Annotated in this window: 16 protein-coding genes; 12 read left to right on the top strand and 4 right to left on the bottom strand. The window is 46.7% G+C overall.

Translation table 11 applies throughout. From position 1 onward, the window contains the following. Positions 1 to 160: 160 nt before the first annotated feature. Both JGK36_RS08760 and JGK36_RS08755 read right to left on the bottom strand, forming a co-directional pair. The gene (locus JGK36_RS08760) at positions 161 to 1,831 is read right to left on the bottom strand and encodes a hypothetical protein (protein ID WP_293183491.1); all 1,671 of its coding nucleotides are present in this window, start codon (positions 1,829 to 1,831) and stop codon (positions 161 to 163) included. 337 nt (positions 1,832 to 2,168) lie between these two features. Next, complete coding sequence (locus JGK36_RS08755; protein WP_293149848.1) at positions 2,169 to 2,648, bottom strand: NUDIX domain-containing protein; 480 nt, start codon at positions 2,646 to 2,648, stop codon at positions 2,169 to 2,171. A gap of 145 nt (positions 2,649 to 2,793) precedes the next feature. Between JGK36_RS08755 and JGK36_RS08750 the strand changes: the two genes are divergently transcribed. Next, positions 2,794 to 3,495, top strand: a complete 702-nt coding sequence (locus tag JGK36_RS08750) for an alpha/beta hydrolase (protein WP_293183493.1) — start codon at positions 2,794 to 2,796, stop codon at positions 3,493 to 3,495. A 202-nt stretch (positions 3,496 to 3,697) separates the two neighbouring features. Here JGK36_RS08750 and JGK36_RS08745 read toward each other — a convergent pair whose 3' ends face one another. Beyond that, positions 3,698 to 4,519: a class I SAM-dependent methyltransferase gene (locus JGK36_RS08745; protein ID WP_293196500.1), complete on the bottom strand. Its 822-nt coding sequence runs from the start codon at positions 4,517 to 4,519 to the stop codon at positions 3,698 to 3,700. 305 nt (positions 4,520 to 4,824) lie between these two features. On the opposite strand from JGK36_RS08745, the gene JGK36_RS08740 reads away from it, so the two are divergent. The 11 genes from JGK36_RS08740 (at position 4,825) to JGK36_RS08690 (ending at position 15,926) form a co-directional block, all read left to right on the top strand. Further along, entirely contained in the window at positions 4,825 to 5,601 is a 777-nt protein-coding gene (locus tag JGK36_RS08740) for a GTP-binding protein (RefSeq protein WP_293183497.1), read from the top strand. Next, a complete protein-coding gene (locus JGK36_RS08735) occupies positions 5,598 to 6,413 on the top strand; it encodes a metallophosphoesterase family protein (protein ID WP_293196502.1) in 816 nt (271 codons plus the stop codon). The genes JGK36_RS08740 and JGK36_RS08735 overlap by 4 nt, the downstream gene beginning before the upstream one ends. Positions 6,414 to 6,650: 237 nt before the next feature. Next, positions 6,651 to 7,331, top strand: coding sequence for a metallophosphatase (locus JGK36_RS08730; protein ID WP_293200889.1), 681 nt, complete (start codon positions 6,651 to 6,653; stop codon positions 7,329 to 7,331). Between the two features lie 96 nt (positions 7,332 to 7,427). Continuing rightward, on the top strand, positions 7,428 to 7,997 hold the full coding sequence (locus JGK36_RS08725) for a Crp/Fnr family transcriptional regulator (protein ID WP_293183503.1): 570 nt from the start codon (positions 7,428 to 7,430) through the stop codon (positions 7,995 to 7,997). Positions 7,998 to 8,266: 269 nt separating this feature from the next. Then, the gene (locus tag JGK36_RS08720) at positions 8,267 to 9,322 is read left to right on the top strand and encodes a GTP-binding protein (RefSeq protein ID WP_293196506.1); all 1,056 of its coding nucleotides are present in this window, start codon (positions 8,267 to 8,269) and stop codon (positions 9,320 to 9,322) included. A gap of 322 nt (positions 9,323 to 9,644) precedes the next feature. After that, a complete protein-coding gene (gene folE, locus JGK36_RS08715; protein WP_293153275.1) occupies positions 9,645 to 10,295 on the top strand; it encodes a GTP cyclohydrolase I FolE in 651 nt (216 codons plus the stop codon). A gap of 143 nt (positions 10,296 to 10,438) precedes the next feature. Next, the gene (locus JGK36_RS08710) at positions 10,439 to 11,668 is read left to right on the top strand and encodes an FAD/NAD(P)-binding protein (RefSeq protein WP_293196508.1); all 1,230 of its coding nucleotides are present in this window, start codon (positions 10,439 to 10,441) and stop codon (positions 11,666 to 11,668) included. 74 nt (positions 11,669 to 11,742) lie between these two features. Next, positions 11,743 to 12,777 carry a porphobilinogen synthase gene (hemB, locus tag JGK36_RS08705; protein WP_293196510.1) on the top strand — a complete coding sequence of 345 codons (1,035 nt, stop codon included), beginning with the start codon at positions 11,743 to 11,745 and terminating at the stop codon, positions 12,775 to 12,777. Positions 12,778 to 12,950: 173 nt separating this feature from the next. Continuing rightward, the gene (locus JGK36_RS08700; protein WP_293183511.1) at positions 12,951 to 13,088 is read left to right on the top strand and encodes a hypothetical protein; all 138 of its coding nucleotides are present in this window, start codon (positions 12,951 to 12,953) and stop codon (positions 13,086 to 13,088) included. Positions 13,089 to 13,260: 172 nt separating this feature from the next. Further along, positions 13,261 to 13,932, top strand: a complete 672-nt coding sequence (locus tag JGK36_RS08695; RefSeq protein ID WP_293196512.1) for a response regulator transcription factor — start codon at positions 13,261 to 13,263, stop codon at positions 13,930 to 13,932. 71 nt (positions 13,933 to 14,003) lie between these two features. Next, positions 14,004 to 15,926, top strand: coding sequence for a CHASE2 domain-containing protein (locus JGK36_RS08690; protein ID WP_293196514.1), 1,923 nt, complete (start codon positions 14,004 to 14,006; stop codon positions 15,924 to 15,926). Positions 15,927 to 15,963: 37 nt separating this feature from the next. Here the strand turns inward: JGK36_RS08690 and JGK36_RS08685 are convergent, their stop codons facing one another. Beyond that, positions 15,964 to 16,410, bottom strand: a complete 447-nt coding sequence (locus JGK36_RS08685) for an HNH endonuclease (RefSeq protein WP_293183517.1) — start codon at positions 16,408 to 16,410, stop codon at positions 15,964 to 15,966. Between the last annotated feature and the right edge of the window lie 188 nt (positions 16,411 to 16,598).

Here is a 16,598-nt window from a genome sequence, read left to right as displayed (position 1 = left end):
GAATTGGTAATTGGGTGGGATTTTTTTAGGTCAGATCCAGTTAAAAATGTAGAGTGCGCCAGCAAATATAAATTGGTTTGCTAGGCAACAAATATTGCAACTGACGCACCCTACTGACTGATCGCCAATTACCAAATACCAATTCCCACCCAATTAACAATTAATTGGCCGTAGCAGGAGAAGGCGCAGGAGAAGGCGCAACTTCGGCGGCGGGAGAAGGCGTAGATTCCGGAGAAGGCGCAGCTTCTGGCGAGGGAGACACTTCAGCGGCGGGAGAAGGCGCAGCTTCTGGGGAGGGGGACACTTCAGCGGCGGGAGAAGGTGCAGCTTCTGGCTGCGGGGACTGTTCGGGGGCTGGTTTCGGTTGGGGAGAAGGAGATTGTTCGGGGGCTGGTTTCGGTTGAGGTGAGGGCGACGGTTTGGTTGCGGGTTTTGGTGAGGGCTGTGGCGACTGTTGGGCCCCTGGTTGCGGTTTGTTAGAGGGCGCCGGAGGCTTCTCAAACTGCGGTTTCACTTCCGCAGGGGCTGGTGACTGTTCGCCTGTCGGCTTGGGTGCTGTCGGGGCTGGCGCTAGCGGCTGCGGGCCTGTGGGCCTGGTTGGGGTTGTGGATGGGGTGACAGGAATGCCACTGCAAACTTTTTCGTCGTATTTAAACGCGACAGCCAACTGGTAAAGCTTGTGGGTGCTGGCTGCTTGAAATGTCAGATTAGGGTTAATAATCGCTGTTTTAGCCACAGTATCGAGAATACCGTAACCTGTGGGGACGATCGGCTTAGGCTCTGCCTTGAGCAAACCTTGAGGGCTGACAACTGCTCCGAAAACTGCCGTTCCTTCGAGTTTTTGCGAGCAAGCTTCTTTGGGATAAGCGACAGTCACAGGAGTCGGCCCCGTCATTTCCAAGTCGGGGTAAGCTCTTTTGAAGTCATTAAACAAAGCAACATAGGTATTAGCAGCAGCCAGCAATGTCTCTCTGTCCTTGGGTAAGTTTGAACCGGGAACTCCCTGCTGTTCTAGCTGTTGCTGTCCCTGGTCAAATTGTTGCCTCCTGATTCTTTCTTCGGGAGTTTCTGCGATGAGATTCCGTTTATTGGGATCTTTTTGAGTCAATTTCGGTACTCCATCGGGCCCTGAATTCCTCCCACCAATGGGGAATTCCGGGGTAAAGACTGGAGCTCCGTCTGGGAATAGCGGGAGTCCGCCTCTACTGGCTATAACCCTTTTGAGAGTCTCTGCCTCATCTTCGGAGGTGCCGCCAGGAAGCTGGGGTAATCCTGTTACTCCTGGTGGCGGTGGGGGGATATTACGATCGAAATTACCGGGTAATGGCGGGAAAATCAAACCGCTGGGAGGCCCTTGGGGGACGAAAGTTGGTGTTTTGAGAGAGGGGGGTTTGACCGTTGGAACTGAAGTTTGTGACTGCGGGGCGGCTGGGGCAGTTAATGGCGGGAGAGGGGGATCGAGAGGCGCAAAGAATCCAGGAGGTGGCATTCCCGGTGGCAGGGCGGGCAAGTTAACCGGTGGAGGGGGCAAAGGGGGAGCTAACTTGGGCGAGGTGGGAACGGGAACTGGTGCGATCGAAAACGGCTTATTGGACGATCGCGGTGGTATGGTTTGTGGCAGGCGGCCGGCTTCTGCGGGAGTTAGTTGTACGAATCCGACGGAACCGGGGATGTTTTTTGAGGAATTGCCACCACCATAGATGATGTTTGAGATTGTCGGGGCGCTTACTCCGAGCACTCCGTGAAGGCCCACAGAAGCTAGGGCTGCCCACCAAAAAGGCTGGCGCAGCGGTTCGGAAAGGGCGTTGGCTAGGGAGGATGAGTCAGTCATGACGATCGAGAATTGGTTATTGGTTATTGGTTATTTGTTACCGATATTTTTTTATGGGGAGCGGGTCAAAACTAAAAAATTTGCAATTTAAAGGTACAAGCATAGCACGATCGCCCTGGAAATTGCCCGATCGCTAGTGCCTTCTCACAAAAAAGACCGCTGCAATACCGTCATTTCCCGGCTGGCAAACTGCATTAATCGATTAAACACGATCGGCCGCTGCGATCGACCCCTGTTTCCAATTCGGTTACAGAAAGGAATTTGGACGGATGACTAAAAAGCTGACTGCATAAGTCTTTTTTCCTCTTCCCTCTTCCCTCTTCCTTCTTCCTTCTTTTTACCACCGATAGCGGTAAGTTTTAAAAGGAGCTCCCTCAACGCTCAGCAAGTCGATCGGATAAATTGGAGCGCCGCTTGCCATATATTGAAACATTTCCCGAACTTCCTCTCCGCGCAGCGACAACTGGTCTAACTCTTTGAGAGAATACCAACCAGCACACAAAGTAAACTCGTCCGGCTTGCTCTTGGGTGGCGTCTTATCTTCAGGACGAGCCACAAAAATCACCCTCAGGCGCACGTTGCCCCTAGGCATCACCGTATGCTCTACCCTGAGAATTCCCTCCACGATCACAGGAATGCCCGCTTCCTGGACAGTATTGCGCTGAGCAGCTTCAAGCAAAGTCTCGCCTTTTTCTACTCGCCCTGCTGGCAGATACCACTGCTGCTCGTACTTGCGCTCTTGTACCAGTAGAAAACGGTCTTCTAAGTGAACGACAACTAGGGTAAAATACAATGTTGGAATCGGCTCGCGAGCCATAGAAGTAGATATTCCCCAAGCAAAAAGTTTAACGAGCAAGAGATGTTAGCCATCCAAAGGATGCTTCGGCAAGCGTCTTTGAAGTTGAAAAATAGATCCTAGCACCCCGGCCGAAAAATCTAAAGTCTAAAATCTAAAATTGATAATGCCATTACCTACCGTGATTTTGCCAGGATATTTTGCTGCTGCTTCAGACTATCGGGAATTAGAAAAATCTTTGGTCGATCGCGGTTTCCCAACTGTAACAGTACCACTGGGCAAGGCAGATTGGTTGCCGACTTTTGGCGGGCGATCGATGGTGCCAATTTTGCGGAAGCTCGATCGCACGGTCAAACAAATGTTACAGCAATACGGCGTCTCTCAAGTAAATCTCATCGGTCATTCCGCAGGCGGCTGGATTTCTCGGATTTATTTAGGCGAAAAGCCTTATACAATTCACGGCGACGTGCGGTCGGATGCGGGTTTGTGGGAAGCTCACCCTTGGGTCAACACTTTAATTAGTTTAGGCACGCCACACGTCTCTCAAGAGCGCTGGACGCGCAAAAATCTAGATTTTGTCAAAATTCATTATCCCGGTGCTTTCCACCCGCAGGTGCGTTACGTCTGCGTTGCTGGGAAATCTGTTTTTGGTAAGCCTAGTTTTGGAACTTGGCTGGCCTATAAAAGTTACGAGTTGACTGTGGGGAAGGGCGAAACTTGGGGCGATGGAATTACGCCGATTGAAGCTGCTCTTTTGGATGGGGCCGAAAATTTGGTGCTGGAGGGTGTTTGGCATTCGCCTCGCTCTCCGGGGAGGTGGTATGGTTCGCTGGAGGTTTTGCCGAATTGGGTTGGGTATTTGTGTTAGAAACGAACCGCGAAGACGCGAAGGACACGAAGAAAGAAAGAAGAAGAAAATAGAAGGGTTCACCAACAATAATTGCCAATAATCGACAATCTCATAAACCCGCCCCCGACTTGAGAGTTATTCGATATTTCTATTAGACATTTGGCAAAAAGAGCTTCAAGAACAGGCAGGATGCCTGTTCCACAACAATTATGGGAGATATCTATTGAGTTTTTTCCCGCAAGCCATCAACCAAAAACTCATCATCGATCGATCGATCGCCCGCAGCGGCAAACTCATCCCGGTAAATTAGATAACTCTCTATTTCCGACTCGGAAATCAGCCCTTGTTTGACCATTTGTAAAATCGGCCCGGAGTCCAGCAAAGGTTCAAAGGCTTGAATGCCGATGATATCGCTGTGGCTGACAACGGCTTCTAAATCGACGTTACCAAACTTAGCTTCTTTCAGAATGCGGCACAGGTTTCGCCCTACGCATAAATTACCGCCCCGAGAGGCCATCACCTGTTTGAATTTCTCCCGGACAATCTCGACTGACCAAGGTGGATTTGTCAGCCAAAATAGATCCGCATCGCTATCGATAATCACCAGTTTACCACTCGGTTTTAAGATGCGGAAGATTTCTCTGGCTGCTGCGACGGGATCTGGGAGGTGAACAAATAGCAAACGGGCGATCGCAAAATCAAATGTATTATCCTCTAAACCAGTATCTGCGATCGATGCTTGAATGCGATTCACGCGATCGCCTCCTTTGTCCTGCAAATATCCTAGAGCTTTCTCGTGCAATACCGGGTCGATTTCTACGGCTGTTAACAAACTGTTTGGCAGTAATTTTAAAAGTTGTTCGGTAAAAAATCCCGGCCCGCTACCCGCTTCTAAAACATTCATCCCGTCGGCTAAACCGAACCACTTTAAGGTGCGTGCTTCTTTTTCCCAACTGAGCACAACTTGAGCTTTTAATCGCTGGATTTCTGCGTCAAGTTCCAGATTGTACGTACTGGCTTGATACGAACCTTCTGCTGGCATAAAGTCTTCTTTCTTCCTGGAGTGATGCCCCGATTATAGTAGACCTCTTGCAAAATAGCTAGGAACGGGCAAGATGCCCGTTCCACAATTTTTTTTTCTGTGGAATGGGCATCTTGCCCGTTCCAAAATTTGATTAAAACGATTTTTGCAAGAGATCTAGTGTAGGGCAGGCACGCGGGAAATCGGATTATTGGAACCGATGTTCGGAGGCTCTACCTCTCTTATGGAGGGGCATCGGGTACGATCGCCAAATTAAATCTAAATATCTAAGAGCTAATTTGACTGAGAACGATTATCATTGTATTATGAGTCAACCTACAATCACCGCCGTAGCGGGCCCGCCCGGAAGTGGCAAAACAACCTGGATTCGACAGCAGATAGCCGTCGAGACAGCACCCGTACTGTATTGGTGTCCCGGAACCGGCAATGTGCCGATCGACCAAACCTGCATCGTCGCCGAATTCCCCCAAATCACCATCCTGACAGACGGCCAAGAATCCGAGTTCGCGAAACACCTAAACAACGGCGTTTCAGCTTACATTGAACTGGGATTTTACCTACAATTAACATCAATAGAAAACCTGCTTCAAAGCTTCCCCAGTCGCCGATTCGCTGTCGTACCACCAGACATCAAAAACACCGAATGGCATCAATGGGCGGATGTAATTGTAGAGGGCATAGCCGTTAGCGGCGAACCGGAAAAACTATCAATTTGGCGCAGCCCCGCCAGCGGACAAGTCCTCGATCCAGCCAGCCTCGATCTGTTTTGGTACGAAGAAATGACCCAAGGAGCCTACGGCAAAATCCACCGAGCCAAAGGCATCTTTGACATAGCCGACGGGCGATCTTTCTACTTCGACTTCGCCGCGAAATTCCAAGAAACTGCCCACGAAGAATTGCCACTTCCCCGCTGGCTAGAAGGCCGCCCCCAAAGATTTAGCGGCATAGAAATAGTCGGCGAAAATCTTGATGAAACAGCATTAGGACAAACTCTAGAAGATTGCTGTCTCTCCGAAACAATTATGTTGAATTACCAACAACAAGTCAAAGAATCACTTTCATTAGGAGAAGAAGCAGAATGAAAATAGCAGTTATGTCCTGCATTCACGGCAACTATGAAGCCTTAAATGCAGTTTTATCAGACATTGACGAACAACAAGCCGATAAAATCTTTTGTCTCGGAGATTTAGTCGGCTACGGGCCCAATCCCCACGCCGTAGTAGAAATGATTCGATCGCTCGACATTCCCACTTGCGTCGGCTGTTGGGATGAAGATATTGTCGAAGGTTTGAACTCCTGCGAATGTAGCTATCCCTCAGTTTTAGCCGAAAAAAGAGGCAAATTAGCTCACGAATGGACTAACAATCAAATCTTCCCAGAAACGCGAGAATATTTAGCCACTTTGCCACACAGTCTGCGAGAAGACAATATGTGTTTTGTTCACGGTAGCCCTCACAGCAATCATGAATATTTACTGCCGACAATGGATGCTTTTTCTGCCTTAGAGCGGGTATTTTCTGCGGGTGCTGATGTGCTGTTTTGCGGTCACACTCATGTACCATATGTCCGTACTTTAGATGCTGGAAATATGCAGGTTAGAGTCAGCGGGCCAAGCATTGAAGGAGACAAAGATTTGAGTTTTACTGCTCCTTTAAAGCGGATTGTGAATGTTGGTTCTGTAGGAGAACCGCGCCACGGTAGACCGAATGCTACCTATGTGATTTATGATGTTGACGCGCAACAGGTGATATTGCGAGAAGTGGAATATGACTATCAAACTACTTGCGCTGCAATTATTGAAAAAGGTTTGCCGCCGATTTTTGCTTGGCGTTTGGCTAGAGGTTTGGAATATGCCGAAAGAGCTGACGATCCGACTCATGTTTGTGAGAGATAGATAAACAGTTGACAGTTGACAGTTGACAATTGACAATTCAATCATTCCAATGCAACCAGAAACGATATGAATCGGCGGTTGAAACCGCTACTACAAAAACGAAGTCCGCCGACGCGGACTAAGAGTAAAGGAGAGATTCAGAACTTTTTCCTTTATCTTACTTCGCGTCCTTTGCGCCTTCGCGGTTCGTTCAAAACAATCTCCGAAAAAAACCTTTAGTATCAACAACAATAAACAATGAAAAACTGGGCAATATTAACAGGAATCGAAGGGAATGTTGACGAATTGTATATTTTAGGCGATTTAGTCGGCCCGAATCCCGATTGCGAAAAATTAGTGCAGCGAGTTCGATCGCCCAAACGAGGAGAAATCGCACCTCAAATCTGTATCGGGTGGTGGGAAGAACAGTGTTTTAACTTATATGGAATAGGTTCTAGCCCTGATGCGACAGAATTGCAACAAAAATACGGTGCTGAGACGATTAAGTTGCTCTGGGATTCTGTCAGCCGAAAAACTGTAGAGTGGTTGCGCTCTTTGAATTTTGGTTTTCATGAATTGGATTGTTTGTTGATTCATGGGAGTACCGTTAGCGCGTCTGATGAGCTTACCCCGGAGACTCCGCCGCCTGTGATGCTCGATCGCGTAATCCGTGCTGATGCTAATAATTTGTTTTGCGGGCGATCGGGCTTAGCATTTGAGTATCAATTACAGCCAACTATTCTCAATAACTGGGTAATGACTTTGGACTCCCAGGAGCCTCCTGGAACCGTGTCTGCAACTGCACGAAGGGCGATCGGAGTTGGGAATGTCGGGCGGATCGCCGATCGAGCAACTTATACCCTGTACGACCCAGATACCGATACAGTCAAGTTCCGAAACGTCTCTTACAGCACCCGCAAAGGGTTTCAACCTTCTTGACTCCGGAATTGGAATTTCCAGCTAGTTGATATAGATTATCAATTAACTTAGACTGTAATAGTATCCAAAGTAGCGATCGCGCTAAACCTAAATCCTATGACTCTTTCAACCTACACTCCAGCCTTGTACTCTAATCTCAGACAGCAGACTTTCACCTGCCGTCAGTTAGTACCCATGCCCTTTAACGGCTTACTGCGAATTGAACGGGGAGCCGTCCGAACCATGACCTGGAGCGAACAGGGAACACCAATAACCCTCGGATATTGGGGAGTTGGAGACGTACTCGGTCACTCGCTGTCAGGCATTGAACCTTATCAAATTGAGTGCAAAACTCATGTAGAAGTGAGTTACATTCCTCAAAATTTGTGCTATCAATCCTTAGATGAAATTTTCAGACACTTTCAGCAAACTCAAGAATTTTTCTGCATTGTGCGTAGCGAATATCTGCGGGATAGATTGGTGCAACTATTAGCTTGGTTGGCAAAAAAATTTGGTCGGGAAGTAGCACAAGGAATCTTAATCGATCTGAGATTGACTCACCAGGAGATTTCTGAGGCGATGGGAATTACGCGGATTACCGTCACGCGCCTGATGTGTCGGCTGGAGCAGGAGGGAATTATCGATCGCACTCGCCCTCAATACATTGTTTTAAATTCCCGTTTGTAACATGGGATTAATCTGGAAAAGAGATGACAGTCAAGTGTTCAAGAGTCATCAGCTAGCTGAGCAATAATTCTAGGGCTTGCGCTTACAGCACATTTTAGATATCATGAGAATGATTATCATACTTAGTCTAGTGCGATCGCCCGTATCGCCTGGATTTCAGCTATCAAGTGCGATCCTCTTCGAGGACTGCGCTAACGACAATTGCCTTGGGAAGCGCAGTGCCTTTCCCAATTAACAGCAGGGCTTCTACAATTAATAGATGAGGGACAATGACTAATCTCACTGTACAAACCCCAGATTTAATTTCCGATTTTCCCAAAAGAGGAATGCCCGTAACTATAATTACCGGATTTCTCGGCAGTGGAAAAACCACTTTACTCAATCAAATACTCAAAAACCGCCAAGATTTAAAAGTAGCAGTTTTAGTTAACGAATTTGGCGATATCAACATCGATTCGCAGCTTTTAATTTCTACCGAAGATGACATGGTAGAATTGAGCAACGGCTGTATTTGTTGTACCATCAACGAAGGCTTAGTCGATGCCGTCTACCGAGTTTTAGAACGGGAAGAACCCATCGACTGCATGGTGATTGAAACCACCGGAGTTGCCGATCCTCTACCGATCATATTGACATTTTTAGGCACTGAATTGCGGGATTTAACCAGTTTAGATTCTGTACTCACCGTAGTCGATAGCGAAACATTCACTCCCGAACATTTTGACAGCGAAGCAGCTTTAAAACAAGTGGCATTTGCAGATATTGTGCTGATGAACAAAACTGATTTAGCTCCTCAAGCAAAAGTAGAAGAGTTAGAAGCTTACATTCGCACAGTTAAGGAAGGAGCGAGAATTCTCCACTCTCAACACGGTGAAGTTCCTTTACCCTTAATTTTGGGTGTAGGTTTAACACAAGCCGATCTTTTTGATAGTGTTGAAGCAGAGGAAAAACACGAGCATCACGAACACCATCACGAACAGGATCATCATCACGAACATCATCACGAACATCACCATCACAGACATCACTCCAATCACTTAGACAATGACGGATTTGTTTCGCTATCATTTGAGAGCGATCGACCTTTTTATCTCCACAAGTTCCAAGAATTTCTCACCGAAGAAATGCCCTTAGATGTATTTCGAGCAAAAGGCATTCTCTGGTTTGAAGACAGTCCGATGAGACACATTTTTCAACTTAGCGGCGCGCGCTATGAATTAAACGCTTACGAATGGTTGACTCCACCCAAAAATCAACTCGTAGTCATCGGCCGCAACTTAGATACTGCTCAAATTCGAGAACAACTTAACAGTTGCTTAGTTTAAGATTTCATCAATCTAAGTATCACGTCCAGGATTCTAGCCGACACATTTTACATTAGGTATCGACAATATTTAGTGTGGAACAGGCAGGATGCCTGTTCAAGACAATTTTTTGGGGAGATATCTATTTAATTTCGCCGTTAGTGGTTGCAATTTTTGCTGTTCACAAATCGTGTAAATACTAACGGCAAATTTTACATTTATATCGATAAAACTCATCCAAAAAAATCTCAATATTTTAATATTACATTTTGTAAATCTTGTTATAATCAGGTAGCAACCAAAAGTCCATACCGACTGTTAAACATTCTCACAAACTGCAAGCATGACTTTATCTACTCGCCCAGAACTGACTTCTCCAAATGGTGTAGTGTCATCAATTCCTACTCAATCTCAACCCCCTGTCTCAGATGAAGAAATGAGACAAGCAGTGCGTACATTGCTGCTAGGATTGGGAGAAGACCCAGACCGTGAAGGGTTACGAGATACACCGAAACGAGTTGTCAAAGCCTTGCAGTTTCTAACTGGAGGTTATCGTCAATCTCTCGACGAACTGCTCAACGGAGCGGTGTTCACAGAGAATGCTAACGAAATGGTATTAGTGCGGGACATTGATATTTTCAGTTCCTGCGAACATCATATTCTGCCAATTATTGGCAAAGCACACGTTGCTTACATTCCCAACGGCAAAGTAATTGGACTGTCAAAAATCGCTCGAATTTGTGAAATGTACGGCCGCAGATTGCAAGTACAAGAACGCTTGACTGCACAAATTGCTGATGCACTTCAAGGATTGCTAAAACCTCAAGGTGTAGCAGTTGTAATTGAAGCAACTCATATGTGTATGGTAATGCGTGGCGTGCAAAAACCAGGTTCTTGGACTGCGACTTCAGCAATGCGTGGCGTGTTTGCTGAAGATTCCAGAACTCGTCAAGAATTTATGAGTTTAATCGCACACAAATCAAGTTTTCACTAGCTAGAATTGTCTGCGAAAACTTCCGTATTTGCAGGCTGAACAAAGAAAAGAGAGTCATATTAGATTACCATATTTCTCTCTTTTCCTTTCCTCCCTCTGCGCCCTCTGCGCCCTCTGCGGTAAAAAATCTTATCTAAACTGAAATGGAAATCACCAGTGTTACGCGATCGCAAATCGATTTAGCGGTAGTCGGGGCGGGGCCTCACGCTTTAACCCTGGTTACTCATTTGCTGCAAAAATGCCAGAAGAAGCGGGACAAATTTTGGGTTTTTGACCCCAGTGGTGGCTGGCTAACTCAGTGGGAGAGGCAGTTTGCGGCTTTGGAAATTCCACACTTGCGATCGCCTGCGGTGCACCATCCCGATCCCAATGCTTTTGAGTTGCGACGGTTTGCCGAATCTCGCCCTAACGAGTTGTTTGCGCCCTACGATTTGCCAGGAAGTCGGCTGTTTAAGGAATTTTGTGGCGATGTGGTTAAGAGATGGGAATTGGGCGATCGCGTCATCAAGGCAAAAATAACTCGGATTGAACCGTTACAACGGAGTTTTCGGCTTTGGTTTGAGGATGGAGAAAGTGCGATTGCGCGTCGTGTGGCGATCGCCACAGGCGGCGGTAAACCCCAACTACCGGAGTGGACAAATCAAATTCAAACGCCCTATCCACCAGACAAACTTTGCCATTCCCATCAAGTTAATTTGCAGGGATTAAAGTTGCAGGGAGAAAGGATTTTAATCGTTGGGGGCGGTTTAACTAGCGGACATTTGGCAGTAGGTGCGATCGGGCGCGGTGCCCAAGTAATATTAATGTCAAGACGAAAGTTACAAGAAAAATTATTTGATGCCGAACCGGGTTGGTTAGGGCCCAAATATCTCAAAGGTTTTGAAAATGAACCAGACTGGGAGAAGCGGTGGGAGATGATTCAACAAGCTCGCAACGGCGGCTCTATGACTCCTGAAATTATGACACAATTGCGTCGAATTTCGCGGGATTCGTGTCTTGAATTTCACCCAGAATGTCAAATTATTGAGGTTAAATGGGATGACAATCAATGGACTGTTTACTGTCAGGATGGAAATCAGCTATTCGTTGATAGAATTTGGTTAGCAACAGGAACAAAATTAGATGTAACAGCCGAACCATTGCTGACAGAAATTTTAGAAGCTTATCCAACTAAAATAGTTAAAGGATTGCCTGTTTTGGACGAGTATTTGCGTTGGCCAGGATGCGAGTTATTTATTATGGGTGGTTTAGCCGCTTTGCAAGTAGGGCCGGTTGGTCGAAATCTTTCCGGTGCAAGGATGGCAAGTTCGCGCATTGTGCCAGCTTTAATTAAGTCTAGGGCTAGGGTTTCATTAGCTCAAATTGCTGGGTAATTCCTAATAAATATAGATTTGGGTGACGGAACTGCGATAATAATGATTATCATTCTCTATAAACTCCAGTTCCTATGTCATCCGCAAATAACGTCGAGTCCGCCCTTCCCACCGAGAATAATCAAAATCCCTCCCCGATCGCCATTCGTCCCCGCCGCCTGCGTCGCACCCCCGGTTTGCGTCGCATGGTACGGGAAAATCATCTGACAGTTGACGATCTCATCTATCCGATGTTTGTGATGGAAGGAGAAGGGCAAAAAGTTGAGATTGCTTCGATGCCTGGTTGTTATCGCTTTTCCCTGGATTTATTGCTAACAGAAATCGCCGAATGTTGGAATTTGGGGATATGTGCGATCGCCCTTTTCCCAGTAATCTCAGAAACCAAAAAAGACGACACCGGAACTGAAAGCTATAATCCAGAAGGATTGGTTCAACAAACAGTCAAAGCCATTAAACAAAACATCCCCGAAATAGTAGTAATTACCGACGTAGCCCTCGACCCTTTCACATCACACGGACACGATGGTTTAGTTGATGAAAGCGGTAAAATTCTCAACGATCCGACTGTTGAAGTGTTAGTAAAAATGGCAGTTTCTCAAGCCGCCGCTGGTGCAGATATGGTCGCACCTTCCGACATGATGGACGGCAGAATTGGTGCAATTCGCAAAGCCTTAGATGCCGCAGGATACATCGATACAGCAATTTTGGCTTATTCCGCAAAATATGCCTCTGCTTATTATGGCCCGTTTCGGGATGCCCTCGATTCTGCCCCCAAATTTGGAGACAAAAAGACTTATCAAATGGATGCTGCTAATGCTAAAGAAGCGCTGAAAGAAGTTGCTTTGGATATCGCAGAAGGTGCAGATATTGTGATGGTAAAACCTGCTTTGGCTTATCTCGATATTATCTGCCAAGTGCGCCAAGCAACTAATTTACCCGTAGCTGCTTATAATGTCAGCGGCGAATATGCAATGATCAAAGCTGCTGGAAAGTTGGGTTGGATTGATGAAAAACGGATTATTTTGGAGACTTTGACGAGTATCAAACGGGCTGGTGCCGATTTGATTTTGACTTATTTTGCCAAGGAAGTTGCTTTGATGTTGAAATAAGGGAATTGTTTTAAGCGCTTTTAGGAACAGGCTCTCTGGCCTGTTCCACAAGAATTATGGGAGAATTACGATGGAAATATAATCAAATCTCCGATCGAGTTATCTGTACGTAATATCATTGTGGTATGGGAATGATTTAACCACAGAGAGCGCAGAGAGCGCAGAGGAGAGAGATGAATAATTTCGATGAAGTGCAGATTTTGGAACATAATCAACAGAACTGCGCTTTAGTGCAATTCTGGTTGCTGACTTCCACAACCACATTTGGCGGACAGATGCAGGACGGATGCCCGGTAATTACTCTATGGTAAGAAGATGACCGAGACGATTTGGGATTTGGGATACTTCGACCTCACTCAGTACAAATTTTGAATGAGAATTTCAGCAGTTTGAATCCCCTAGTTTCAACGCTTGTCACAAATCTAAAATCTAAAATCTAAAATCTAAAATCCAATGATGATGTTGTGCGGCAACGAATCAACTATGCCCCAGACTTTACCTCGATCGGACAAACGAACTTTTTTAGTCGTGGATGACCATGCGATGGTGTTAGACGGCACGCTTAATATTTTAAGGCAGGAGTATCCACAGGCAGATATTCTGACGGCTCCAACGGCTCAGGAAGCCCTTCAGCAAGTAGCGCAGATCGTCCCGGATCTGGTGATTGTGGATTTGGTGATGCCAGAGGCGATCGGCGAAACTGCTCAGGCTAATTCAGGGCTTCAACTCCTGAAAACGCTGATGGAGCATTATCCGAGTTTGAATATTGTGGTGCAAAGCGCCCATGTTCGCACATTGGTTTGGCTGAAACCGTCGATCGACAATCACATGGGCGGATTCACGGTTGTTGATAAGAGTCAGCCGATGAAAGACTTGCTGGCAATGGTAGATTGGGCGCTGCACGAGCGGATTTATACACCTAGAGAGATTCGCAATGGGCTGCAACTCAAACCCGCCTGGATGCAGGTGTTACAATTTGCTTTTCAAGAGAGCTTGCAGGATATTGCGATCGCCAAACGCATGAATGTTTCCGAACGCACTGTGCAATACTACTGGACTAAGATTCGAGATGTGCTAGAAGTTTATCCCGAAGATGACAAAAATCTGCGGATTCAAACGGAAGTTCGAGCTCGGGAAGAAGGACTGATTGATTAGACCTCTCCAAAAAAGCCAGTCTCGAACAGGCAAGATGCCTGTTCCACAATAATTATTGTAGAGGTCTATTAGTGAAGCCCGATCGATGGCAAGCAGTGAAAGCAGAACTCGCGACTTGGGGGCGAGGATCGCTTCCAGGGTTGATGGTGATTGTCGCTGTGACGATCGCTCGATTGACCGGTGCGCTTCAGTTTTTGGAGTTGGTGACGTTCGATCGATTTCTGCGGCTACGTCCTCCTGAGCCAATGGATGAAAGGATTGCGATCGTCGCTATCACTGAGGAAGATATTCAACGCGCCAAAACTTATCCGATTCCCGATCGCGAAATTGCCGATTTACTCAAACGATTGCAGACTTATGAACCGATCGCGATCGGGCTGGATATTGTCCGCGATATTCCGGTTGAACCGGGCCACGCTGAACTAGCATCGGTGTTTCGTAACAGCAAGAATGCGATCGGAGTGGAGATTGCTTTGCCCGATCGCAATGGCTTTATCGTCGCACCTCCACCCGCACTGCGATCGGAACAAATTGGCTTTGCAGATTTCGTCCTCGATGGGGATGGCTATCAGCGCCGCAGTTTATTGGGCACTTACAACGATCGCCAAGAATACCGTTTTTCCTTCGCAATCCGTCTGGCTGAGCGCTATTTAGCAAACCGAGGAATTAAGGCAGGTAATGGAATTCGCGATCGAGAGGCGATGCGATTTGGCAATATTGAATTGACCAGAATGCGGCCCAATTCTGGCGGATATGTGGGGGCGGATGCAGGCGGTAATCAGATTTTGCTGAATGTTCGCAGCGGTTTGGCACCTTTTCGAGTCATTTCTCTAGCACAAATCAAGGCGGGAAAAGTAGATCCAAACTGGATTCGAGGCAAGATTGTGCTGATTGGGATGATGTCTTTTAGTGCAAAGGATTTGGCAAGTTCAGGTGCGATCGCAGGTATCAATCCCGGACGGATTTACGGAGTGGAAATGCAAGCCCACGAAACCAGCCAGATTATTAGCGCGGTGCTCGATCGCAGACCGTTGATTCAGGTTTGGGGAGATGACTGGGAAACTCTCTGGATTGGGGTCTGGGGACTCTTGGGGATGAGTTTGGGGCGATTTCTGCGATCGCCGTGGAAAATTTTGTTGGGGCTCTTAATCGCCAGTATTAGCTCGATCGCGATTTGTTACGGATTAATTTTGATGGGGTGGTGGATGCCGATCGTACCTGTGTTCCTGATTTTGGTGCTAAATGGGGCTGGCCGGGCGGCGGCACTTTTCTATCGTCACCAGCAGGAATTGCGACTGCGGTTGGAAGAACGTCAATTTGCGATCGAGCAAACTTTTAATGCGATTCATAGCGGGCCTTTACAAACATTGGTAGTGATTTTGAGAACTGCTCAGGAGCAAGATCCACCCCCATCATTTTTAACGGATTTGCAACGCCTGAATCAAGAATTACGGGAAGTTTACGGATCGGTGCAGCGAGATGCGATCGCCGATGAACCGCATTTGCGAATGGGAAGTGCGATCGAATTAGCCCTGCAAGCCCCGTTGCATGAATTGCTATACAAGGTCTATTCCAACACCCTCGAACAAGAACTGCCCTACCTCCAAACGATCAAATTCAAAATAGTGCAGTTCGATCCTTTGAACACATCGCATCTGCGGTTGGAACACAAACGAGGACTCTGCCGCTTTCTCGAAGAAGCGCTTTGCAATGTCGGCAAACACGCGATTGAAACCACTCGGTTGACAGTAATTTGCACTCAAGAAGGCGATCGGCAAGTAATTCGGGTGGTAGATAATGGCAATGGGAAACTGTCTGAAATAGAAGCGACAATTCAAGATTCAAACACTAACATTCAATCTTCAGGATTAGGAACGCAATTGGCAAACAATTTAGCTAAACAATTAGGTGGAACGTTTCGGCGCTATCAAAATGTACCGAAGGGAACCGTGTGCGAGTTAAGTTGGTCAGCCAAACGGCGGTGGTTCTGGTGATTTTCGAGAAGCGATCGTGGGTGCGGGTCTTCAAAATCTAGGATAGATCGCTTGCTGGAGGATGCAACCCCGTTTGAATCCAAAATCGTCTGGTTGCTCGGATAGAATCATCATCTGGATAGCGTGTATCGTTTAAATCAAGGCGGATGCAGGTTGCTCGACCGATGGGTGTAATCCCTTGAATCACAACTCCGTTGTCTAGCCAAACAAAATGTTCCTCCCACTTCTGCTGACGAGGATTGAAAATAGGGACAATTTCCTGGGTTTCTGGATCGACTCCAGCCACAAAGTTATACCGTCTTTCATTACAACGACGACAGGCAAGTGCAAGATTATCTATTTCGTCAGGCCCACCCAGAGATTTTGGGATAATGTGATCAAATGTGAACCGATTTGCGCTCAGACGTTCTGGCGAATGACAGTATTCACACAAATAGCTGGCTCTTTTGCGTATGGCTTGTTTGGCTACATCACTGATTGGCATTTTGGGCAGCAAGCATAGCGTTGATATAGGTAAAAATTCGATCTAACTCTCCGATCGCGTCTAGTTCTGTAACTTCATCTGGAGTGAGTTCAGGGCGAACGCATCTAAACTTTATATTAACAGAATATGGTATATTGGACAAGAATTATTGAGTAACTACAAAACATTTAATTAGGGTTCACCTGTAT

The sequence above is a fragment of the Microcoleus sp. PH2017_35_SFW_U_B genome (genome assembly GCF_020737865.1).
GTDB lineage: Bacteria > Cyanobacteriota > Cyanobacteriia > Cyanobacteriales > Microcoleaceae > Microcoleus.
The sequence above is the reverse complement of the archived record's forward strand: the minus strand, read 5'-3'. Positions and strand labels throughout refer to the sequence as shown.